Genomic DNA, 22,090 nt, shown 5'->3' on the forward strand with positions numbered 1-22,090 from the left:
GGAACAACAAGATAGCCATCTACAATTTCAAGAATAATTTGTTCAAAAATCATTTCCTGCTGCATGCGTACCCCTCCTATCTGCTTAATAACTGAGTGATAACGTGGACCCCGAAGTCTTCATCACCGTTGGATATAATTAAAGGTTTTTCTACACCAATGATACGAATCGTTGTTTCCTCGTCCTCAACCGCTTTAAGAGCTTCAAGGAAATGCTCTGAATTAAGTGCGATCCGCATTTCTTCCCCTTCGAATTGCTCAAGTGGGATTGATTCGTCGGCAGCCCCGCCGGAGTCGTTATGACTGGAGATATTCATTTCTTGGTTCGCGATGTGAACGAATATCTTATCTGATTCCGATGTTATCCGGGCTCGCTCAACGGAACCAATTAACGCCTGCGTGGGAATCATAATCTTGGTTGCGTTATTCGGTTCGATAATACGATCGACAGGAGGGTAAGTCCCCTCAAGAATCTGAATATAAGCAGTGAGCTTGTCCGTATGGAAGATTGCTTTGTTGTTAGTGAGAGTTAGCTTGACGCTGCCGCTACTGAACAGATTCCTTATTTTCCTCAAATGGGTACCGGATATAATTACCGATTGTGGTATTTCGAAATCAACCGGCTCAGAAACGATTGCCAAACGCGTTCGGTCGCACCCTGTTAACAGCAGCCTGCCGTTTCGCGTTTCTGTTCTGATCCCCATCAAGATAGGCTCCGTTTCGCTTTTTGAAATGGCATAAGAGCATTGCGTAAGCATCTTTTTGAACGTTTCCCAGTCCAGCGTAATTGCATTGCCTTCGGGGATTGCTGGGTAAGGGCAGTCAATTAAGTCAGTACCCGACATTTCAAGCTTGGATTTACCTGATATGAATCGCACTTTTGTTCCAATCACCTCGACTCGCATCAATCCATCTGGCATTTTCTTGACGATTTCCACAACCGATTTCGCTACTAACACAATATGGCCAGGTTGCAGAATCTCAACATCTGTGGTTGGTACGACGCTCTCGATCGTTAATTTTGTATCCGTTCCGACAAGTCGTAGCCCACCGTCAGTAGCTTCGATGTAGACTCCGTTAATTAGCGACAATTGACTTTTTCCGTCTGCGGCTTCCGCAGCTTGAGATAACGGGGCTAGCAAAACATTCCGGTGTATTACAAATTTCATTGGTTTCCCCTTTCTACCATGATCAATCCATGCATTCGAATTTTTTCGGCTTGTTATAAGCCCTCACGCCCCACCAATCTCCCAGCATTTCAGCAAGATCGGCTTCGGGTAAAATATCAGTAAGTGCGACAACAATCTCTTTACGCGGACGGCGGAAATACTTAGCTATTTGCTGAATGGAATATCTCTCTTCACGTAGTCGCAATAGGTCCTCTATTTGTTCACTACGCCATGAGAGGTTAAGTTCATCACAGACGATGATTTTCCGTTCTGTTTTGGGTCTTCCCACGTGATCACTCCTTTCTCGTCTCTCGGAGAATTGTTTTGAATTCATCGTCAGTAAGAGGCTGCTTCCCCTCAATCTTGCGTCCGAGGTCGTGTATTTTGCGAAGCTCAACATCTGTAATATCTGACTTGCCCTTGCTTTCGGGAACGATATCAATTTTTGGCTTTCTCGACCAGCTACCGCCTTTGCTTGAAGCCTGTTTCCGACTATCAAAGCTCTCGTCCACTAATTTCGCTTGTTCAACGGTTAAGGCTCCGGAGTGGAAATAGTTTTCCAGCGTTGTTGTAACGAAGTTAAGGCTGTAGTTATCCGCTTTCTGCTTCATTCGCTCAAAAGCATGAATAATCAACTTCTCCTCCATATTGTCTTGATCGATGAACACTATGAATTTCTGCGCTTGAAATGGTGTAAGTGGTTTTTGGAATAAGCGGATGTGAGCTGCATAAAAGGATTCAGATTTCGAAAAGGGAACCGCAGCTTTATCTTCATCATCTTTCTTTTTCTTTTTAGCTATAATAATTGCTATATTACTAGCTATAGAGAGCCGGAATCCCTTGTTACTGCTGGTCAAACTAAACATTCGGTTTCCCTTTTTGGGAAGTTTGTATTTCCCATTTCGGGAAGTTTCCGCTTCCCTTTTTGGGAAGTCGCCCGCAGTCACATTTTGATTGACTGCATCATTTTCAAGCGATTCATTTCCCGTTTCGGGAAACTGATTTCCTATATTGGGAAGTTCATTTCCCATTTCGGGAACTATTTCATTTCCCGATTCTGGAAGCCTGTTTCCCATATTGGGAAGTTTGTTTCCCTTTTTAGGAAACGTTTTTATCAAATTCGGTGAGCGAATTTTGATGTTATCGCTCAGCAATTTGTTCCATTTTTCGATGTCAAACCCCTTAATTGGATCAAATGACCACTGATCAAAATGCTTGTTGAACTGGAAGGCGTTAATCTCACGATCCCATATAATCGCATGGGATGATTCTAACGTCTGCAGTTCTCCTTTGATGTGATTTGATCCGACACCACACAAATTAAAATCTTTAAGATTTGGAATGATAGCCGAAGGCTTGCCGCACCCCCAGCTTAAGCTAAGGATGAAATCCAAAATACTGCGCTGCCTTGCCGTGATTTTAGCTCGGTTCATCGCCCTATGTATGGAGAGCGCGATTCTAAGATTTTGGTCGTCGGGCTGAGGATTCACCTGGGACTCCAAGCGCTTCCCTCCTCTATTCTGTTTGCTCTGCTACAAGCCCGATAAGGTGCTTGATTTCGAGCGAGTAGGGTACTAAATACTGCGTTCTGATTGACTCCCAAAATTCCATGTCTGGCCAACCGCCCTCGGGATCGAGCAGCGGCACGATCTTTAGACCGTTCATATCGCGGCGTAAGACCGTACCGATGGAGCGTATGCTGTGCATACGGCAAAGCAGCATGTAAGCCAACTCGCGGTCCTTTACGTTCGTGACAATGACCGCGAACAACTTCTGCCAGCGGTGGCTATCCCACTTCTGAGCCGGTAGTGGATCGGCTAGCAAATCTACTTGCACTGTGCACCTCGCTTTCGCTAGTTTAATAGGTTTATTCAGTTGTCAATGAGCAATGATGCCTGCTTGCTCTGCATCGTCGGAGGCCCTGAGCTGGCGCTCAAGACACCCGACGATAAAGGCAATCGCCTATATCGTTTTCATTACATTTGAGATTGCCTGCAGTTTGCCGTTCCTTTCATCAATATCAAACCGGCTGCCTTGAAACCACAAAATATCCCCAACCTTAAGGGTCGCATGTTCTGGATTAAGTTCTCTTATATTCACATTTTCCTGCGTCCAAGTTATTCCGCCGTCACGACTGACTCCCATCCGAAAATAATCACGATTACGCCAACCTTTACGCATCTCCTATTTGCTCCTTTACCTTTTTCGCAATATCCGTTTGCCCAGCTCTGTAACATGCGATAAACAAGGATTCAGCAGTGGCTCGTGTATCATAATTCCATCCCTCCAGCCAAGTAATAAGTCGTTCCTCTTCTGGCTTGAGGGATCTTCCAAGAATATCTTCAAGGCGCTTCTGCATGCATTTTCCTCCTTATATATGCCGTGGTACCTATTTCGCGGACCAATCGTTTGAAGCGAATTCCCTCCGGCTGCTCGTCCAGCCATAAATGGCAATTCTTACAGACATGGAACAAATCGATTACCGTTGTTTTATGTCGGATAAGTCGCCTTCCTATGGTGTGCGCTCGCTCGGTCGCCTTATCGCCTCGGCAATGTCTTTGAACCTCACAGATACTGCCTGATCGCTCTTTTAGTTCGCTGTCTACCTTTTCACTGATCTCGCCAAGCTGCCGCTGTGTCGGTTTACTACGGGCTTGTTTGCCTGGCTTAGGAACTGGGTTGAATTGGAGTGAAAGATTCATATCTTGTTGACTCGAACGTTTACGTTACCGAGCTGCTCCGGCCGGAAAGCAAAGACGTAAGCCTTTAAAATGGACATCTCCATACTTACAAAGCCGTTGTTTGCTGTGACGTAGGCTTGCTTCTTCATATGGCTACACTCCTTTTCAAAGGGATACCCGCTATCTTCTTTTGAAGTGTTGAAGAGTACATCAAAGCCCAAGCGATATCACAATCAAAGAATGATTTTGCATTGATTCGTGAGCCAAAGCGTCCTTCTACGAATTCTAAAATGACATTTTCATTCCCGTTATACAGAAGAGAAGTGAAATTTGAATATGAAGTGGAGTAGGTCGCCTGTTGAATAACGATCAGCTCGTATCCATGAATCGCATATTCATTTATCTTTACTTGGAGCTCCAGCGGAGCTTCTGGCAATTTGATTTCCGTGAACGTTATGCTCATATGAACCATCCTTTGCCGACCGCCGGTTATGTGCTATAATGGCGGTAACTTTTATTTTTAAGTGCGTGATCACTTCGGGCCCTAATCCGGAGTGATCATTTTTGTTTTCTAGATTTCTTGATCAAATTCTTGACGATTACTTCATGCTGCAGCGGACTTTTGTGGAACCATAACCGCGCCATAACCTCCAGCGTCATATCGATCCATCCTCCTATTAAGCTGCTCCCGATATTTGCAACACAGTTTGTAAAATGGACGCTGGATCCACTCCGTATAAAAAAGCAATTCCTGCTTCCATCTGATTAGTAATCTTTGTCCAATCCCTAAAGGTTACTACATCTACCGGATTTTGATCTTTCTCAAGCTTGCTTATACTTGATTGTGATCTATTTAGCAGCCTCGCTAACTTGACTTGGCTGATCCCAGCCTTTTCCCTACAATGTTTCAACAAAGTGCCGGCAGTCATTACGCTTGCTCCTCCTTTAAATATTCCATTTGGGAATATATTCCTAGTTGGAATCTCATAGCGGAAAAATCAACATATAATACAGCTATACCGTTCAACTGCATGTATCACAGTGTTGATTAATTGCCAACGTTCCCCTCACCTAGCCCGACATCAGCGCACCCGATGTCGGGTAATTTTTTAACTGGCAACATTTTTAAATATTTGATTAAATCTTTTATCAAGGAACTCTGCCATTTTCAAAGCATGGAAGCTCCATGTCTGACCTTTTACCTTTGGATAAAATACAAACCCGCCATGGTCTACATCGAGAAACTTTCTAAACTGTGAGGGGAAAAGAATATTCTCTTTAATCCATTCGCTTTTACGATTTATGCGAGCTTCAATATCTTTCATTGTCCAATACACACCTGACAATTCTGTTTTCTTAAGCTCGTCCAACTCGACTTTGCTTATCAGGACAGAATCCGAAGGGATCGGAATTGTGATCTGAACATTAAGACGTTGTTCCATTTTTCACATCTCCTTTCTCTGATGCAACGACTGATACTTTGCGTATTGCGTAGCGAGTTGCTAAAAAAATTTCTTCTTTCTTCTTACCATACAAAAATGAAATCTCGTCAGCTCTTTCAGTGCTTACTTGCCTTAATCCATTTTCAATTTGCGATAGATATCCTGCTGGTATTTCAAGTTTTTTTGCAGCTTCTTCAATACTGAAACCTGCTGATAATCTAGCTGTCTTGATAGTACTGATCAATCTCATCACCTCAACTTTGCATATCGCGTTGCTTGTGAATCCAATATACTACGCAATACGCAAAGTGTCAACGCATTTTGCAAAGTATTAGAGATTATCTTTTCGTTTTGCAAAGTGCGAAGTATAATAGATACAAGGTGGTGAGATATCATGTACGGCGAGCGAATTAGAGCATTAAGAAAAGAAAAGAAGTTAACTATGAAAAAATTCGGCGAGAAGTTCAATTTGGCTGAATCTACAATATCTGGTTATGAAAACGAAACACGAAAACCCGACATTGAAATTATTAATAAGTTTGCTGATTTTTTTGGAGTTAATGCAGATTACCTGCTTGGTCGATCAGACAATCCATCGCCTAGCATAAATTCACAAACAGATACGGACAGCGAAGTATATATTGCTTACCTTGGAGGACCACCAGAAGAAATGGACGAGGAAGAAGCTGAGCATTTGAAGCAACAACTTGAAATGTTTCGCTTGCATAAAGAGAAAAGAAAAAAAGATCGTGAAAATGAAAATAGAAAATAATAGCCTCTTCACGGGCTATATTTTTTACCCTGTAATACGAACATACATTCTCATCAAGGGGGATAACTTTGTTTCACTTTAACCTCGCTTTATATAAACCTACGGATTTAGAAGTATGGATTACTAACATTTACAGAGAGAATGGCATTTTATTCGCGTCTGACATGAGACTGGATATAATAGCATCCTTGTTTGAAGCCGACATCGTTTACGCCGATGGATATACAAAAGTAATTTACGATGACGGTGATTGTCTCATGTTTCTTAATTCTCAAGATACCGAGCATGTCCAACGAGAAGATTTTTTTCACGAGCTAGGTCATTTAGCTTTACACGTGGGCAATCAAAGAAAACTGCCCTCTTCTTTTGTAAATCTCCAGGAAGCCCAAGCTACTCTATTTCAGCTGTATGCAGCGATGCCCTCTTTCATGCTTGAAGAATTTAAACCTATTCAGTATCAATCGGATTACCTTAAAGTTCTGTCAGAGTCGTTTAAATTGTCTCCTGAGCTCGTAATACGTCGAATGGAACAAATCTACGGAAGAATCAGACAAGAGCGTTACGACCGCAACCTAAGAGCTAGAACTACACCTAGACCAGCTATTTACAGTTATTCTGAAACTACAATGAAAATTCTAGATCAATTACATCGACAAGTGTCTGGAAAGAAGGGAATGTAAAATGTTAAACGTTAAGGTCGTGTATGAAGAAAGTGGCGAGAATCGGCAAATGAATCCAATATGGATGATCATCGACAAGCATCACTACGATTGGGAAAAAATCTTGTACATAGATATTCATGCTCCATTCGAACGTATGACCTTTGATGAGATTAATTCTGAACGCGAAGCCGTTTCTGTTCCAGCTCACGCATACACACGACATGCTGATAATGATCTTTTATTGGGCGTCTCCCTCTCAATAGTTCGAGAATCGGCTAGGCATGCCATTCATCCAAAGCCGGATACGCTTGATTTATCTCATGTCCAACGCATTGTGCTGCGAGTTTGTGACATTGAGGAAACTCTGCAGTATAGTCTCCGTGAATTTCTTATTTACTAAGCGACAAGGAGGATTATTATGGCTAGTTTCGTGAAGCGAGGTAAGACCTGGCAATACACAATAAGTCGAATGATTAACGGCGAAAATAAACCAATACGCAAAGGTGGTTTCAATACAAAAAAAGAAGCACAAGTAGCAGCTTCCGAGATCGAAGACAAAATCAGGAAAGGAATTACTCCCCATTTACGTTTAGAGCCCTTTGACCAATATTTTGAAGAATGGCTTAAAGTCTACAAGCCTAACATTGCTAAGAACACGATGGAACGCTATCTAAATACGCTTAAAACAATACAAGAACAATTTGGCGGTATTCCTATTCAGAACATCACGAAACGCTCCTATCAGGCATTTCTGAACGAATATGGGGCTAGCAGGGCTAAAGACACCACAAGGAAGATAAACACTCATATTAGAGCTTGTGTGAAAGAAGCAATGGATGAAGGGATTATTTTTTCAGACTTCACCCGGAGGGTAACCTTTTCTGGGGCTGTGCCGGCAAAACGTCCGGAAGAAAAACATTTGAATTACTTTGACAGCAAACGAGTACTAAAGGAACTAAGCAGCAATCTTAATTCACTTATAAATTATCTTATTTTGTTGGGTCTTACTTCTGGAATGAGATTTGGGGAACTGGTCGGACTTACAAGGTCATCTTTTTCTTTTAAAACGAATGAAATTATAATTACCAAGACTTGGGGTTACACAAATAAGATGCATGAGGGATTCGGACCTACAAAAAATGAACAATCTAATCGAACGATTACTATGGACAAAAAAACCATGGATTTGTTTAAGGAACTTTTCGAGCGTACACCGGAAAATATTCATGGACTGGTCTTCTATAGCCCTCAATCAAAATATAAAGTGATAAGTAACAATGGAGCTAACAAAGCATTGGGTATATTGCTTAAAAAACTCAAAATTGAACCAATAACAGTACACGGCTTGAGACACACTCACGCCAGCATATTGCTATATAAAGGCGTTTCAATTTATTACGTAAGTGAACGTCTTGGACACGGTGATATTGAGACGACCATGCAGTATTATGCACACATCGTCAAAGAGCTTCGAGAACGCGATGTACAAAGTACAATTAAGACATTTGAAAGCATGGTAATCTGATTTCATTTTACACACGGTTTACACAAATTCGCTTAAAATCCTTGATATATAAGGGTTTTTCACATAATAAGTACGTCCTTCCGGGACGCCATTAAGATCAACTTATATCAATTAAATAATATACATTAACCGATGCTACCTTGATATTTCAGGGTGATTTCGGTTTTTTCTTTTGTGATGAGGTTCGTGTGAATACGATAGGTTTTTGATTTTTTTCACACTTATTTTACACACAAGCGGCTTTATTCCCCAGTCCATCTTCGTTACTCTATCTTGTACTGGATGATCCCAATTCCAAACAGTTAATATCAGTTCTAACTCTTCTTGTTGTGCAATGGTTTGAACCCCGGATGGGCTGTACATATTGTTGATTTTGCTTTCGGTGCTGCAATAAGTTCAACAAAAATCACGTTAGCGGACGAATACGGCATATGATGGGTAATAACCTACTTGAAGAGGAGCTGCGTTCCCATGCCAATTTCATCAGGGACCCACCTGCTGTATACTGTTCGTCCGGGTGACACCTTGTATACGATTGCTGAACAATTAGGCACCAACGTACAGTCGCTAGTGCAGATTAATGCGTTATATCCACCTGTTACAGACCCCGACCGAATCTTTCCCGGTCAAGTACTGTTAGCGAGATTGCCAGGTATGGCGGAGCAAAGCTCTGTTTTATATCAGGTTCAGCAGGGAGATACACTATTTAGGATCGCCGAACGTTTCTCTGTAAGCGTTGATATGTTGGCCGGACTCAACCAAATAGAGCATCCGGACATTCTCCGAGTCGCACAGCTGCTTTATATTGCTGCCTTCGTATACGAAGTAGAGCAGGGAGACACTCTGTACAGGATCTCCCGCCGTTTCGGAACACCGATGAGCGAATTGATTCGAGCCAACCGAAACCGCCAGGGTTTATCACCTGATGTCATTTATCCCGGTTTCCGTTTGGTCGTCCCGCTTCCGTCCTCGACGAATATTGTAGTGTTAGAGCCTTTGCCCGGAACGAGGATTGCTCCCGGACAGCATTTGACGGGTAGCGCTAGAGCGTTCGAAGCGACGATAAATTACCAAATTCGCGACGCGATGGGGCGTATCATTACGGAAGAACGGGCTGCAACGGCTGCACAAGGCGCTCTAGCCTTTGGAGTATTCAACGTACAGCTCCAGTTTGATCAGTCTCCCACTACACAAAACGGTACAATAATGGTGTACACACGGAGCGCTCGCGACGGCAGCATTCAAGATTTGGTGGAGGTTCCCGTCACTTTTTAATATATCAAAAAACTACGCGGCTGCCGGCATGAATGGGCAGTCGCGTTGAGCTAACGGGCAGTTCAATAAGAAAATGTAAAATATCGTATAAATACCCTTTAAGTCTATTCACCTTATTCATTAAAATAGAAATATATAGATTGAGAGGTGTCTAAATTGTTTTCCCATCGATTGCTTACTCACGATACAATTTTTGAGTTATTGCCCCACATTAATGCAGACCAGAATTTGCTTTTTTATAGTTATTTAACTCAACGCAAGGAGAAGGCTCTATATTTTTGTCAATTTATTAATAGCCAACTTACAGCCGTATTAGCTTATCTTGGCGAACTTTCCTTTCCTGCCTTTTCTTTCTTCCGAGTTGAAGAGCTGGACATCTTTTTTCCAGAACTAATTGCTTTTACAAGAGAAACTATCAAACTTGACGAAAATGCTGTTTGTGGCACGATACTCTGTCAACGGGACCTTAAACTTTTTCAATCCTTCGGTCTCATCAAAGGGATTCCTCAGCGTTTTTTAACTATGAAGCATCAGAATGAATCGAAGCTCCTTGAATCTCACATTGCAAAAAAAATTAGTGAAAACGAATATTCCGAGGTGATTGATTTTTTACATAGTGGTGAAATGAGGTTTTTTACTAGGAGTGAGTTAGAGAATTGTCCTTTTCTTGGAATTAAGGAAGGGGAAGATTTCATAGCTGTGGGCGGCTACCATTTTTATGACTCTCAGCTTGTAGAGCTTGGGAACATCGTTACCAGGTTAGATTACAGAGGAAGAGGATTAGCTAAGCTCCTGACAAGTGAATTGACACACCTCGGTAAAAAACTTTCACCAGATGTCTATCTAGGCGTATTGGCAAATAACTTGCCTGCTGTTCGCGTATATGAAGGCTTAGGATATCAAACTACAATGGAACTTTCCATTGTCAATTTTACTTTATTTAGTACACATATTACGTGTAATTCTTATTGAACGGGTAGGATATCTCAACCACTCAACGTCATAGGAATTAAAGGATATCGGATGAATTTAGCGATTGATTCCAATTTTAAGGAGAGTAATGGTATGTCTGCGTGGAATGTTCATGTGCCCAAGTGTGATAATATTTAGGAAGGATTATGAATAAAAAATGAGAGAATGCAGGTGACAGATTGAACTTTGTTTTCATTAAACGATTTTTAATATTAGCAGCAAGTCTTTTCATCTGGTTTATCATTCACACTACTTTCGTAATAATAGATGGGTTGAAAGATGAATTAAAACCTGTTGACGTAGCTGTAGTATTAGGAAATAAAGTAGAAGCTAATGGACAGCCTTCTGAGCGGTTAAAAGCAAGACTAGATAAGTCCGTAGAACTTTATGATGGGAGCTATTTTACTTTTATCATTGTAAGTGGTGGTATTGGTAAGGAAGGTTTCGATGAGGCAAAGGTTATGAAATCTTACTTAATAGATAAAGGGATACCGGAAGATAAAATTATAGAGGATAATAATGGGTACAACTCATATATGACCGCCCAAAATACCAGCAAGATTATAAATGAATTAGAATTAGACTCCGTTATGGTTATTACTCAATATTTTCATGTATCTAGGACAAAATTAGTGTTTAGAAAAATGGATATTAAAGAAGTGTATTCAGCACATGCCAAAATCTTTGAGTTTAGAGATATTTACTCAATAATACGAGAATTCCCAGCATATTATAAATACCTCTTCAAATAATAATATAAATAAAAAGGGTTTTTTGCTGCAAAGAATTAGGTTTAAACCATACAAGGCTGCTCCCGGTATAAACCGATTGGAGCAGCCTTCTTTTCATTGCCTTGCCGCGGCAGGCTTGGATGCCAGCATCCTGCGGTAAACATAGGCGGCTATTGCGATGATGACCGCTCCCAGCAAGACCGGCGTGACCAAAAACGACCAGCTTGCACCGCTCAGCATAACGACAAGCGGATCAGCGCCAGCGGGTGGATGAACCGTTCTCGTATATTGCATCAGAAGGATGGAAAGACCTACGGAGAGCGCGAGAGACCAAGTGGACGTCCCAAATAATTGAAGCATGGCTAGACCTACTCCCGTGCTAATGAGATGTCCTCCTACAATGCTCTTGGGCTTCGCAAGTGGACTCTCCGGCAATACGAAAGCAATAACGCAGCTTGCGCCAAATGGTGCCATCAGCAGCGTTACAGAAGCCGCATCGCCCATTAGCAGCAATAATGCTATCGCAGCCGTTCCTCCTATAGCAGCAGCCAAAGGCTTCCAGCTTATTTTCCTCAGCATTTCCTACACCTCGTTTCGTTTTGTTAAATATTATGCTATCATAGCGCTATCTATTTGAATATTGAATGTTTTCGGTGATATGTATTTCATTTTTCGATATCTAAGGAGGCTGGCGATATGCTTGAATCATGGGAAGGACGTTTTTTCATTACGTTTACCGCTGTGCTGGAGGAAAAAAGCTTCAGCCGGGCAGCGGATCGTCTTGGCTATGTGCAATCGACGGTAACCTCGCATATTCGGCATTTGGAGCTGACTAGCGGGAAAAAGCTGTTTCACCGATTGCCGCGCGGCGTCGAGCCGACGGAGACCGGGTTGCAGCTCGCGCCCTTTGCCTACCAATTCATCCAGCTGGGGCAGTCGCTGCAGGATGCGCTCGTGGAATCGGACAGTCCCACCGGCATCGTGCGGTTAGGCGCCCTTGAGTCGTTTGCGGTGTCGCATATGCCGCTTTTTCTAACTGGCTTCCTCAAGCAATTTACGAAGATCAAGCTGCATTTGACGCCAGGTCTTATGCATGATGTAACCGATCAGGTAGCGAGCCATCGCGCCGACCTCGGAATCGTCCCAATGGCACCGGAACGAGATGACCTGCTATTTACGCCCCTCCTTGAAGAGAAGCTGGCACTGGTCTGCGCCCCTTCCGTTCGCGAGCGGTTCGAGCAGCAAGGCTGGCGGTCGCTGTACGACTCCGCTTTTATCAGCTTTGGAGAGCAGTGCATCTACCACTCATACGGCCGCGATGTGCTGCGAGGCGTCGATGTGGAGCTTTCCGACCAATTGTTCTTTCCGAGCGTCGAGCTGATCAAGCAAACCGTCGGCTGCGGCATGGGAATTGCCTTCGTGCCCGAATCCAATATCGCCAAGGAGGTCGACGCAGGCACGCTTCTTTCACTGCCCTATGAGCGGGAATTAACGCTTACGCATGGCTTCATTACTCACAAATCACGCGAGCCCAAAGCGGCTGCAAGGGCTCTCATCCAGCACTTAAAAGCTTATTTTGAAGCTAATTGATCGCGATTGGTATGCACAAAAAAGGCGGCTTCACCGGTAATTAACCGCATGAAGCCGCTCTGCTATTTTTATTAGGAAAGCATTAAACCGATAAGGTCGCCTGCTTCTCATTTACAAAATGGAATAATTGCTCTGCTTTCTCATCCGTAAGCTCATCGCTGTTATCAAATAAGAGAACCGATGAGCTTGGAATGTCCCAGTTAATCTGAGGCACAAATTCAATCCGCTTCTCAAAGTCGCTCCAATTGTTGAGCTTCCACAGGTCGCGCTCGGTTTGACGGCCTACGATGCGGTTCTTTTGCAGCTCCATGTCGAGCAGCGTGACGACAACGACTTTCACGTCCACGTCCAGCTTCGTGAGCCCGGCTGCCGCGAGCACATCCTCGATCCATTGCTTGTTTTTCAGCTCGGCCGTAAAAGGAGAAATCATAAATACGTTTTGCCCTGCTGCAAGGTTCTCAATGCAGACATCCTTCGCCGTATCGTATTCCAAATTGCGCAAATGTTTTTTATAATAATCGGAATCCCGATCTCTCTTATCAAGGCCATTCTGCTCCAAAATCGCCTCTACAAATCTACCGCCTATTGTATCGCGATCTAGAAAAGCTGCTGGAATGCGATCCGCTAGCTTTCTAGCTACTGTTGTTTTGCCTGTTCCTGCTACGCCGACGAAAAAAACCAACTTTTGCAAAACGAAAACCCTCCACTATTTTTTGTAGAAGTATATCATTTATTCCGACAATTTAATAGAATATTCTCCTATATTAAGACCATATTAAGACTATACTAAAGAGGGGACTCCCCCCCAAGGCCTATTGCCTTTGGAGGACAGCAAAAAAAGGATGCCCAGCAGCAGCCTCGCTCTAGGCACCCTTATCTTTCGGTGATCAAACTTATAGCAGCTGCATCGACTCGATATGCCTTTTCGTCGCATCCGAACCATACTCGTACAACTGCTTATAAATGCGTTGAATCAATGCGTCATAACCTTCGTTAATTTCACTGTTGCTCGCCGTACCGAAAGGATGACGGGTGAAATGAAACATCTCCGCTTCATCCATGCTGGACAGCTCGTCCATCAGCTCTCTTAGCCGCGTATGCTCTTCCTCGTTCACTATAATCTCAAGCTCATATGCTGCAGCCTCCGGGTCCTCTAATATTTGACCCGCTTGAACCGAAACGTAATATGGCTTGCGCTCCTCGCTCCTTGCTTCATTGTCAGCCATTAATCGCATGCTCCTTCCTGCCTCATTAACTTTTACAGCCACCTCTAGCATCCCCCGCCGGACAGACATTTTATCCCTTTTTCCGCATATAACTGATATTATCGCTACTTTGAGACCAGCAAAAGAGAGGAATGAGATCGATGTGTGGAATTACCGGCTGGATCGATTGGAACCGTGATCTGACTAAGCAAAGTGAAAGCTTAGAGAAGATGACCGACACCCTTGCACCGCGCGGTCCCGACGCTTCCGGCACGTGGATATCAGCGCATTGCGCTTTAGGCCATCGGCGTTTATCCGTTATTGACCCGGAGAACGGCGCACAGCCGATGATCCGCCATACCGGTGATGACAAATATGTCGTCGTCTATAACGGCGAATTGTATAATGCGCTTGAGCTCCGCAAGGAATTGGAAAGCAGAGGCAGAACGTTTACGACAAGCTGCGACACGGAAGTGCTGCTGGTCGCTTATATGGAGTGGGGCAAGGCTTGTGTGGAGAGGTTTAATGGAATATTCGCATTTGCGATATGGAATGCAGCAGAACAGGAGCTGTTCCTCGCTCGTGACCGGCTTGGCGTTAAGCCGCTCTTCTACAGCACGCAGGACGGTTTATTTATTTTTGGATCGGAGCAAAAATGTATTTTGGCCCACCCGGCGGTGAAGCCGGAGGTCGGCGCAGAGGGACTTGCGGAAATTTTCATCCTTGGACCGGCACGCACGCCTGGTCAAGGCGTATATAAGCAAATTAGCGAGCTCAGGCCTGGCCGCTGCATGACGGTCAATCACGCTGGCATTAAGACGGTTACGTACTGGCAGCTTGAAAGCAGTCCCCATGAGCATGATGTCACAGCAACCGCAGAGCATGTGGGAGAGCTGCTCAAGGATACGGTTGAGCGCCAGCTCGTATCTGACGTTCCGGTATGCACCCTGCTCTCCGGCGGACTCGATTCCAGTGCGCTGACGACGCTTGCCGTCAATTATTACAATGACAACGGGCAGGGCAATGTCCATACGTACTCCGTCGATTATACCGACAACGACAAGCATTTTAAGGCGCATGCCTTCCAGCCCAACAGCGATGCACCGTGGATTGAGAGAATGACGACGCATCTTGGCACGATCCATCATCCGATACAGTTCGATACGCCGGAGCTCGTTGGCGCTTTGAGAGCCGCTACCTTCGCCCGCGATCTGCCCGGCATGGCTGATGTCGATGCGTCCTTGCTGCTGTTCTGCCATGAAATCAAGAAGGACGCTACCGTAGCGATATCAGGCGAGGCGGCCGATGAAATTTTTGGCGGCTATCCTTGGTTCCATCGCGAGGAGGCGCTGAATGCAAATACGTTCCCATGGTCGCTTGCTTCCGCCATGCGCGCCGATCTGCTTGCCCCCGACGTAGCCGCTTGGATCAAGCCGCTTGATTACATTGGCGACCGTTATGCGCAGGCCATAGCCGAAGTACCCCATCTTGATGGCGAGTCCGAGCAGCTCCGCAAAATGCGGCAAATGTCTTATTTGAACATTACGCGCTTCATGCCTACGCTGCTTGACCGCAAGGATCGGATGAGCATGGCAGCCGGGCTGGAGGTTCGAGTCCCCTTCTGCGATCATCGCCTTGTGGAGTATGTGTGGAACATTCCATGGGAGATCAAAACATCCGGCGACCGGGAAAAAGGCATTTTACGCAAAGCGCTGCGCGGCGTTCTTCCCGATGATGTGCTGACTCGCAAAAAAAGCCCCTATCCCAAAACGCATAACCCGAATTATTTAGCTGCCGTCAAAGGGCTGCTGCTGGATGTGCTGAACGATCCAACCTCACCGCTTCTTCCTCTGATCAATGTGAAAAAAGTCAGGGAGCTTGCAGAGTCGGATTCAGCAAAATCGAACATTCCTTGGTTCGGCCAGCTTATGTCCGGTCCGCAGCTGTTCGCTTATTTGTATCAAGTGAATTTATGGCTGAAGCAGTACAAAATCGTAATTGGCTGATATAAGGTAAAAAAACAACCCCATCTGCTAGCGCCGAAATCGGCTCGCTATAGATGGGGTTGCTTTATTTTGCTTAAAGGTTACCTTGCGCAATCAGCGGAAGCAGCTGCCTGAGCGCTTCGCCGCGATGACTGATCTGCTGCTTCTCTTCCTTCGTCTGCTCAGCCATTCCGCGGTTTAAGCTTGGAAGCCAAAATAACGGATCATACCCAAAGCCGCCGGAGCCATGCGGAATATCCGTAATCACGCCGTCTACGGTGCCTTCTGCTTCCACAAACTCGCCTGTTGCCGGATCGTACAGCGCTAATGCGCAAACAAATTGCGCCTTGCTCAGCAGCTGCGAGCCATCGGGCAGCTTGCCTAAATCCGTTAGCTCGTTATTTTGCTGCAAGCGTGCCAGCTCCTGAATCAGCTTCGCATTGTTGTCGCTGTCCGTCGCATCTTCACCCGCGTAGCGAGCCGAATAGACGCCCGGATCTCCGCCAAGCGCGAAGACGCGTAGTCCAGAATCATCAGCCAGCACGGGAACGCCCAGCGCATCGCCCGTCGTCTTCGCTTTGATCCTCGCATTCGCAGCGAACGTCTCGCCGTCTTCAACGATATCTGGAATTTGCGGATAGTCCAGCAGGCTTGCCGTCTCCTTGCCTAGCTTCTGGAGCGCGTGCGCGAACTCCTTCACTTTGCCTGCATTTTTGGTCGCAACGACAATAACCTCATGGGATAAAATCGAATGCTTCGTCATGCCCGTTAGCCTCCGATTCGAGCCGCCAAAGGTCCAAGCACATCACGCTGCTTGCTGATCAGCTCCGCGATGCCCTCTTCCCCTAATGCCAGCAACTGATTAAGCTCTTCCCTTGAAAAAGGCGCTTCCTCGCCCGTGCCCTGCACCTCAACAAATTTGCCGCTGCCCGTCATAACAACGTTCATATCAACCTTTGCCTTGGAATCCTCTTCATAGTTCAGGTCGAGCAAAGCCCGCTCCTGAATGACGCCTACGCTTACCGATGCCAGAAAATCAGTGATCGGGTATTTGGCGAACTGCACTCTCTCGGACAGCTTATTGATCGCAATCGCAAGCGCGATGAACGCCCCGGTAATCGACGTCGTACGCGTACCGCCATCAGCTTGAATAACGTCGCAATCAAGCGTAATCGTCCGCTCGCCGAGCGCCTGTAAATCAACGACCGAGCGCAAGGCACGGCCAATCAACCGTTGAATTTCCATCGTCCGTCCGGTTAATTTGCCCTTTGCCGCTTCGCGAATATTGCGCGAATGGGTAGCTCGCGGAAGCATCGCGTATTCGGCTGTGATCCAGCCCTTGCCCTGCCCTTTCATGAAAGGAGGAACACGATCCTCGAGGCTTGCCGTACAAATGACCTTCGTATCTCCTACCTCGATAAGGACCGAGCCCTCAGCGTATTTATTGACACCTGTCGTTATGGTTACCGGCCGAAGCTGGTTCGGTTGCCGACCGTCGTTTCTCATGCTAATTTCCTCCTGAGTGATGCGTTGTATGTTTCGCTTAAAAAAACTTATGTTCGTTGCAGCCAATTGATCCTTCCTACAATCCTTCTTATTTTAACAAAGTGGGCAACGAATTGCATCCGCTAGGCTTGAAAAAGAAAAAAGAGGCTGCTCAAAGGAATTTCCTTTGGCGCAGCCTCTTCGTACAAGCCGATGATTGATTAAGATTTAATGGCATTGACATGATGCGGTCTGCCTACTGGCTCGCTGTAGGATTTGTCAGCCATGTCCACGACGTTGGATTCGCCGTTCACTTTGATTTGGACGGTTGTAGCTTTCGAATTTTCGGTGACGGACAGGACAAGCGCTTGAAGCATTTCAGTCGGAAGCTTCTGCCCTTCCTGATACGCCTCATCCTGCAAATCTACAGTGGCGACATCGCCCTCAAGAACAACGTTCTTCACTTGAACATCGGGCAAAATAACGCTGGTCAGCTCTTTTTTGTCAAGCGGACCTGAGATAAGCTGCTCAAGCGCTGCTTGCGTAGGAGACGCAGAGCGAGCAACCAAGCGGGTTACCGGTACGTAATATTGTTCTTCGTTTAAGGTTTGAGCCGAGAAGTACAGCGTAACCGGTGTGGATTGCGCGTAGTTCACGCCTTCAGCAGCCTCGATATTGATGCCAACTGCCCGCGTCAGCGTATCGTCAAGCGGGTAGCCGTCGCCTGGCATTTCCGGCAGCTTCGCGCCTTCATACCAGATTTCAACCCCTTCGATTCCAGGCATAGCTGTCAGCGTCCATGTGATGGCCTCTACGATTGTCCGCTCGTCTTGCGGGTTGTAGCCTGTGAAAGGCTCGGAAAAGTCGACGATAGCAAGCTTTTGTTCTTTATCGATTTTGTAGGACTTAATTTGCGTGCCTTGCGGAATAACCGCTCGGAAATCCTCTGGCAGTTGGTTCGCGTAGGCGCCGTTCTCCACCATCATTTCAAGTGCTTTCTGTCCCGCTGCCTCATTGGCTCCAATCGTTGTTTGGAGAGAGATTGGCGCCAGATAGCCATTGCGGTCTTCGAGATAAACAGTCATTTGCGATTCTTCGCCAACACCTACTGCCTGTCCAGTTTCTGCGCCCTCTACCCCATCCTTCACCTCGATCTGCGGCGGATCGATTGACTTGCTTGTCTCTTGCGGGAACAGGCCGCAGCCTGCAGTTAGTATGGGCAGAACCAAAACTCCAGAAAGTACAGCACCCCTAATCCATCTTTTTTGAATCATATTGACCTTTCCTCCCTAATCAAGTTTTGCCTGGCGGCTTTGTACAACTCCTTATTTGTAGTACTATGTATACGAGCCCTTCCCTGATTTAGACCAGTTTTGTCCATAAAATCCTAAGGGGGAACAAAAACATGTCCAATCCCGAAATTTATAGCCTCAATAGCCGCAAAGTGGCTGATGCTACAGACGAATGGCTCATTAAGCGCGGAGTAACAAAGCTCGCAATCGCCGAGCTTGTGCATTTTCTGCAAAAGGACTATTTCCCCGGTTTGACGCCTGAGGATTGCATTGTGCACGTAGATGCCGTCCTGTCAAAGCGCGAGGTGCAAAATGCTGTATTGACCGGCATTCAGCTCGATATCCTCGCCGAGGAAGGCAAGCTGATGGCACCGCTGCAGGATATGATCAAGCATGACGAGAGCCTTTATGGCTGTGATGAAATTTTGGCGCTTTCGATTGTCAATGTTTATGGAAGCATCGGCTTTACGAATTTCGGTTACGTCGATAAGCTAAAGCCTGGCATTCTGGTTAGGCTGAATGACAAGACCAGCGGCGAGATACATACGTTCCTCGACGATATCGTCGGCGCTATTGCTGCCTCTGCAGCCAGCCGAATGGCTCACCGCAGACAAGCGGAGCGAGAGGGCGTTACCCAGCCTCCGCTCGATTAGGGCAAATGCAAAACATAGCATTAGTGTAGGAAGGGTTTTGCCAGCGCAAAACCTTCAGGAATACCTGGATCTAGGGTTTTGCTTACGTAAACCCTAGATCCACTTATGAACTAGGATATTTATAGTCGATGATAACTTTAGAAATAGACTTGGAAGCAGATTTTGCTCATGCAAAACTTTTACGTGTACCTTTACGATGTAGAGTTTTGCTGATGCAGCACTTTAGTGCCAATTACGAACTTGGTTTATGCTAACGCAAAACCTTTAGGTCTACTCTTACGATGCAGGATTTTGCTTACGCAAAACCTTTAGGTCTACTCTTACGATGCAGGATTTTGCTTACGCAAAACCTTTAGGAGGATAACTTATGAATTACGATATTTTTTATAAAGGCTCCTTTGCCATGCTGAGAGTGAAGCTGAATCCAGGCGAGAGCGTTAAAGCCGAAATGGGCGCAATGGTCTCCATGTCGCCAACTATCGACCTAAAAGGTACCACTGACGGCGGATTCATGCGCGGGCTTGGTAGGATGCTTAGTGGGGAAACGTTTTTTTTCCAAGAGATGACGGCGAATCGTGGGCAAGGTGAAGTTCATTTGGCTCCGCCTTCACTAGGCGATATAGAAGCGATCGAGCTCGATGGCTCTTATAAGCTATATGTTCAGAAGGACGGCTTCTTGGCTGGCACCAGCGGAATAGAGGTCAACACAAAAATGCAAAATCTAGGCAAGGGGCTCTTGTCTGGCGAGGGCTTCTTTATCGTAGAAATCAGCGGCAGAGGCACCGTGTTTCTCTCCTCATATGGCGCGATCCATGCACTAAACCTGAGCGCAGGCGAAGAGGTCATTGTCGATAACGGCCACTTGGTCGCTTGGCCTGGCTACATGAATTATAAGATTGAAAAGGCATCGAAGGGCTGGCTGTCAAGCATTACGAGCGGCGAAGGACTTGTATGCCGCTTCCGTGGTGAAGGCGTTGTCCTGATCCAGTCCCGCAATCCGGCAAGCTTCGGAACCTGGCTGAAAAAGTTCATACCAGGCGGCAACTAGCTGCTGTATGTTCTTGAAACGCAGTGGAGATACACTCTGATTTTTTATAACATAACAGTTTGCGCCAACGCTCTTCAGCTGGTTTTGCTGGTTTTGCTGGTTTTGCTGGTTTTGCTGGTTTTCCAGGTTTTGCTGGAAAACCTCCAGCTAATTTTACTGCATACAGTGTTTATCCCCATTTAGATGGAAAATCTCCCGTTAATTCTCCACATTTCAACCAATTATGGTGAATGTGCTCAAATTAACGGAAGATTTTCCTGTTAAACAGTAAATTAGCTCCATTATAGAGAATTTAACAGGAGAAATTCCTGTTACTCCCTAAGCTAGTCTCACAATCGCAAAAGATTTCAAGAGCTAGCAATTAGAATGTTGAGCATATGAACGAAAGGGCGCTGCTCCTTATTGATTTTCAGCCTCAAGGAGCAGCTCCCTTTTTATTTAGTAGTATTCAGAAACGTCTTGTTCGGCAAATAATGCAGCGCGCGGACGAAGCGTATCGTTTTGGTCTTTGCCCGCATGACGATGGAATGCGTCTCGGCCCTTTGATCCGGAAAATACTGCACCCCGCCCAAAAACTCGCCTGGCGTTACGCCCGTTGCCGCAAAATAAACATCGCCTGTTCCGATCATATCCTCCATCGTCAGCACGCGGTACGGATCGTCTATTCCCATTTGGACGCAGCGATTGTATTCGTTGCCGTCTGCCGGCATCAATCGCCCCTGCAGTTCTCCGCCTAGACATTTTAACGCAGCCGCAGCAATCACACCCTCAGGTGCTCCGCCCGAGCCTACGTATAGATCGATGCCCGCCTCGGGAAAGGCTGGCGCCATCGCGCCCGCAACGTCCCCGTCCGACAAAAACTTAATGCGAACGCCCACCTTGCGCAGCACCTTTACGATTGACTCATGTCGCGCGCGATCCAAAATCATAACGGTCAAATCCGACACCTTCTTATTTAAGGCATCTGCCGCCTTGCGAAGCGTCACGTCCATTGGGTCCGTAATCGACAGCTTGCCAACTAATGCAGGACCAAATGCCAGCTTCTCCATGTACATATCCGGAGCATGCAGCAGTTGTCCTTTCCCTGCGACCGCGAGTACCGACATTGCATTGTTTAATCCTTTCGCAACAATTTCCGTTCCCTCAAGCGGATCAACCGCAACGTCAACCTCTGGACCGTTCAAGCTGCCTACCTCTTCTCCAATGTAGAGCATTGGCGCTTCATCCATTTCGCCTTCGCCAATGACAACCGTTCCCCGAATGGACACTGAATCAAACATATATCGCATCGCCGACGTTGCTGCTCCATCCGCACTATTCTTATCGCCTCTTCCCATCCATGGAGCAGAAGCTAGCGCCGCCAATTCCGTTACCCTTACCAGCTCTAATGCCAATTCTCTCTCCATAATCCAATCTCCCTTTGGTCTCATATGACGGAATAGTTCAATAGCATACATGTTCAAGTCGTTTCCGTTATTTAATATGTAACATATATTTATTTATGTCGCAATATATATTTCGATATCTTCATTAAATAATCATTAATATGATGACATGACCTATTATGTTTACCCAATTTGCCCTATAGGACAAGAAAAGAGCAC

29 protein-coding genes are annotated in these 22,090 nt (G+C 45.7%); 11 read left to right on the forward strand and 18 right to left on the reverse strand.

The features are described 5' to 3' along the window. Positions 1-76: 76 nt before the first annotated feature. The 11 genes from dnaN to AC2TDN_RS10245 form a co-directional block, all read right to left on the reverse strand. The gene (gene dnaN, locus AC2TDN_RS10195; RefSeq protein WP_484687877.1) at positions 77-1,168 is read right to left on the reverse strand and encodes a DNA polymerase III subunit beta; all 1,092 of its coding nucleotides are present in this window, start codon (positions 1,166-1,168) and stop codon (positions 77-79) included. 22 nt (positions 1,169-1,190) lie between these two features. Then, the gene (locus AC2TDN_RS10200) at positions 1,191-1,457 is read right to left on the reverse strand and encodes a hypothetical protein (protein ID WP_484687878.1); all 267 of its coding nucleotides are present in this window, start codon (positions 1,455-1,457) and stop codon (positions 1,191-1,193) included. 4 nt (positions 1,458-1,461) lie between these two features. Beyond that, positions 1,462-2,670 carry a replication protein gene (locus tag AC2TDN_RS10205; protein WP_484687879.1) on the reverse strand — a complete coding sequence of 403 codons (1,209 nt, stop codon included), beginning with the start codon at positions 2,668-2,670 and terminating at the stop codon, positions 1,462-1,464. 13 nt (positions 2,671-2,683) lie between these two features. Then, a complete protein-coding gene (locus AC2TDN_RS10210) occupies positions 2,684-3,004 on the reverse strand; it encodes a hypothetical protein (RefSeq protein WP_484687880.1) in 321 nt (106 codons plus the stop codon). Positions 3,005-3,130: 126 nt separating this feature from the next. Next, the gene (locus tag AC2TDN_RS10215) at positions 3,131-3,349 is read right to left on the reverse strand and encodes a hypothetical protein (protein WP_484687881.1); all 219 of its coding nucleotides are present in this window, start codon (positions 3,347-3,349) and stop codon (positions 3,131-3,133) included. Next, on the reverse strand, positions 3,342-3,527 hold the full coding sequence (locus tag AC2TDN_RS10220) for a hypothetical protein (RefSeq protein WP_484687882.1): 186 nt from the start codon (positions 3,525-3,527) through the stop codon (positions 3,342-3,344). The genes AC2TDN_RS10215 and AC2TDN_RS10220 overlap by 8 nt, the downstream gene beginning before the upstream one ends. Positions 3,528-3,866: 339 nt before the next feature. Beyond that, entirely contained in the window at positions 3,867-3,998 is a 132-nt protein-coding gene (locus AC2TDN_RS10225) for a hypothetical protein (protein ID WP_484687883.1), read from the reverse strand. Continuing rightward, positions 3,995-4,312, reverse strand: coding sequence for a hypothetical protein (locus AC2TDN_RS10230; protein WP_484687884.1), 318 nt, complete (start codon positions 4,310-4,312; stop codon positions 3,995-3,997). Before AC2TDN_RS10230 ends, AC2TDN_RS10225 begins: the two co-directional genes overlap by 4 nt. Positions 4,313-4,526: 214 nt before the next feature. Beyond that, the gene (locus AC2TDN_RS10235; protein ID WP_484687885.1) at positions 4,527-4,778 is read right to left on the reverse strand and encodes a helix-turn-helix domain-containing protein; all 252 of its coding nucleotides are present in this window, start codon (positions 4,776-4,778) and stop codon (positions 4,527-4,529) included. A gap of 180 nt (positions 4,779-4,958) precedes the next feature. Next, positions 4,959-5,291 (reverse strand): DUF771 domain-containing protein, encoded by a 333-nt coding sequence (locus AC2TDN_RS10240; protein WP_484687886.1) that lies wholly within the window; start codon positions 5,289-5,291, stop codon positions 4,959-4,961. After that, a complete protein-coding gene (locus tag AC2TDN_RS10245; protein ID WP_484687887.1) occupies positions 5,275-5,535 on the reverse strand; it encodes a helix-turn-helix transcriptional regulator in 261 nt (86 codons plus the stop codon). The genes AC2TDN_RS10240 and AC2TDN_RS10245 overlap by 17 nt, the downstream gene beginning before the upstream one ends. 150 nt (positions 5,536-5,685) lie before the next feature. On the opposite strand from AC2TDN_RS10245, the gene AC2TDN_RS10250 reads away from it, so the two are divergent. From AC2TDN_RS10250 to AC2TDN_RS10280, 7 genes are all read left to right on the forward strand, one after another. Then, positions 5,686-6,063 (forward strand): helix-turn-helix domain-containing protein, encoded by a 378-nt coding sequence (locus AC2TDN_RS10250; protein ID WP_484687888.1) that lies wholly within the window; start codon positions 5,686-5,688, stop codon positions 6,061-6,063. 68 nt (positions 6,064-6,131) lie between these two features. Next, positions 6,132-6,743, forward strand: coding sequence for an ImmA/IrrE family metallo-endopeptidase (locus AC2TDN_RS10255; RefSeq protein WP_484687889.1), 612 nt, complete (start codon positions 6,132-6,134; stop codon positions 6,741-6,743). 1 nt (position 6,744) lies between these two features. Beyond that, complete coding sequence (locus AC2TDN_RS10260) at positions 6,745-7,125, forward strand: hypothetical protein (protein ID WP_484687890.1); 381 nt, start codon at positions 6,745-6,747, stop codon at positions 7,123-7,125. Positions 7,126-7,143: 18 nt separating this feature from the next. Then, complete coding sequence (locus AC2TDN_RS10265; RefSeq protein ID WP_484687891.1) at positions 7,144-8,250, forward strand: site-specific integrase; 1,107 nt, start codon at positions 7,144-7,146, stop codon at positions 8,248-8,250. Positions 8,251-8,721: 471 nt separating this feature from the next. Next, complete coding sequence (locus AC2TDN_RS10270) at positions 8,722-9,525, forward strand: LysM peptidoglycan-binding domain-containing protein (protein WP_484687892.1); 804 nt, start codon at positions 8,722-8,724, stop codon at positions 9,523-9,525. Positions 9,526-9,681: 156 nt separating this feature from the next. Then, the gene (locus AC2TDN_RS10275) at positions 9,682-10,497 is read left to right on the forward strand and encodes a GNAT family N-acetyltransferase (protein ID WP_484687893.1); all 816 of its coding nucleotides are present in this window, start codon (positions 9,682-9,684) and stop codon (positions 10,495-10,497) included. Positions 10,498-10,676: 179 nt separating this feature from the next. Beyond that, entirely contained in the window at positions 10,677-11,249 is a 573-nt protein-coding gene (locus AC2TDN_RS10280; RefSeq protein WP_482066415.1) for a YdcF family protein, read from the forward strand. 93 nt (positions 11,250-11,342) lie between these two features. Here AC2TDN_RS10280 and AC2TDN_RS10285 read toward each other — a convergent pair whose 3' ends face one another. Then, positions 11,343-11,807 (reverse strand): HPP family protein, encoded by a 465-nt coding sequence (locus AC2TDN_RS10285; RefSeq protein WP_482066414.1) that lies wholly within the window; start codon positions 11,805-11,807, stop codon positions 11,343-11,345. Positions 11,808-11,924: 117 nt separating this feature from the next. Here AC2TDN_RS10285 and AC2TDN_RS10290 point away from each other — a divergent pair, with 117 nt between their 5' ends. Next, on the forward strand, positions 11,925-12,818 hold the full coding sequence (locus tag AC2TDN_RS10290; protein WP_482066413.1) for a LysR family transcriptional regulator: 894 nt from the start codon (positions 11,925-11,927) through the stop codon (positions 12,816-12,818). Positions 12,819-12,900: 82 nt separating this feature from the next. On the opposite strand, the gene AC2TDN_RS10295 is transcribed toward AC2TDN_RS10290, so the two are convergent. Further along, positions 12,901-13,509, reverse strand: coding sequence for a P-loop nucleotide/nucleoside kinase family protein (locus tag AC2TDN_RS10295; protein ID WP_484687894.1), 609 nt, complete (start codon positions 13,507-13,509; stop codon positions 12,901-12,903). Between the two features lie 202 nt (positions 13,510-13,711). Beyond that, positions 13,712-14,044, reverse strand: a complete 333-nt coding sequence (locus AC2TDN_RS10300) for a hypothetical protein (protein WP_484687895.1) — start codon at positions 14,042-14,044, stop codon at positions 13,712-13,714. Positions 14,045-14,184: 140 nt separating this feature from the next. On the opposite strand from AC2TDN_RS10300, the gene asnB reads away from it, so the two are divergent. After that, positions 14,185-16,029 (forward strand): asparagine synthase (glutamine-hydrolyzing), encoded by a 1,845-nt coding sequence (asnB, locus tag AC2TDN_RS10305; protein WP_482066410.1) that lies wholly within the window; start codon positions 14,185-14,187, stop codon positions 16,027-16,029. A gap of 73 nt (positions 16,030-16,102) precedes the next feature. Here asnB and rdgB read toward each other — a convergent pair whose 3' ends face one another. The 3 genes from rdgB to AC2TDN_RS10320 form a co-directional block, all read right to left on the reverse strand. After that, entirely contained in the window at positions 16,103-16,771 is a 669-nt protein-coding gene (gene rdgB / locus AC2TDN_RS10310; protein ID WP_484687896.1) for an RdgB/HAM1 family non-canonical purine NTP pyrophosphatase, read from the reverse strand. 5 nt (positions 16,772-16,776) lie between these two features. Beyond that, positions 16,777-17,514 (reverse strand): ribonuclease PH, encoded by a 738-nt coding sequence (gene rph, locus AC2TDN_RS10315; protein ID WP_482066408.1) that lies wholly within the window; start codon positions 17,512-17,514, stop codon positions 16,777-16,779. 200 nt (positions 17,515-17,714) lie between these two features. Continuing rightward, positions 17,715-18,767 (reverse strand): GerMN domain-containing protein, encoded by a 1,053-nt coding sequence (locus tag AC2TDN_RS10320; protein WP_484687897.1) that lies wholly within the window; start codon positions 18,765-18,767, stop codon positions 17,715-17,717. Between the two features lie 131 nt (positions 18,768-18,898). Here AC2TDN_RS10320 and AC2TDN_RS10325 point away from each other — a divergent pair, with 131 nt between their 5' ends. Both AC2TDN_RS10325 and AC2TDN_RS10330 read left to right on the forward strand, forming a co-directional pair. Next, positions 18,899-19,438 carry a phosphatidylglycerophosphatase A family protein gene (locus AC2TDN_RS10325; RefSeq protein ID WP_482066406.1) on the forward strand — a complete coding sequence of 180 codons (540 nt, stop codon included), beginning with the start codon at positions 18,899-18,901 and terminating at the stop codon, positions 19,436-19,438. Positions 19,439-19,805: 367 nt separating this feature from the next. Further along, complete coding sequence (locus tag AC2TDN_RS10330) at positions 19,806-20,486, forward strand: TIGR00266 family protein (RefSeq protein ID WP_484687898.1); 681 nt, start codon at positions 19,806-19,808, stop codon at positions 20,484-20,486. Between the two features lie 434 nt (positions 20,487-20,920). Here the strand turns inward: AC2TDN_RS10330 and glpX are convergent, their stop codons facing one another. After that, a complete protein-coding gene (gene glpX, locus AC2TDN_RS10335; protein ID WP_484687899.1) occupies positions 20,921-21,892 on the reverse strand; it encodes a class II fructose-bisphosphatase in 972 nt (323 codons plus the stop codon). Positions 21,893-22,090 lie beyond the last annotated feature (198 nt).

Source organism: Paenibacillus sp. Y660 (genome assembly GCF_057221575.1).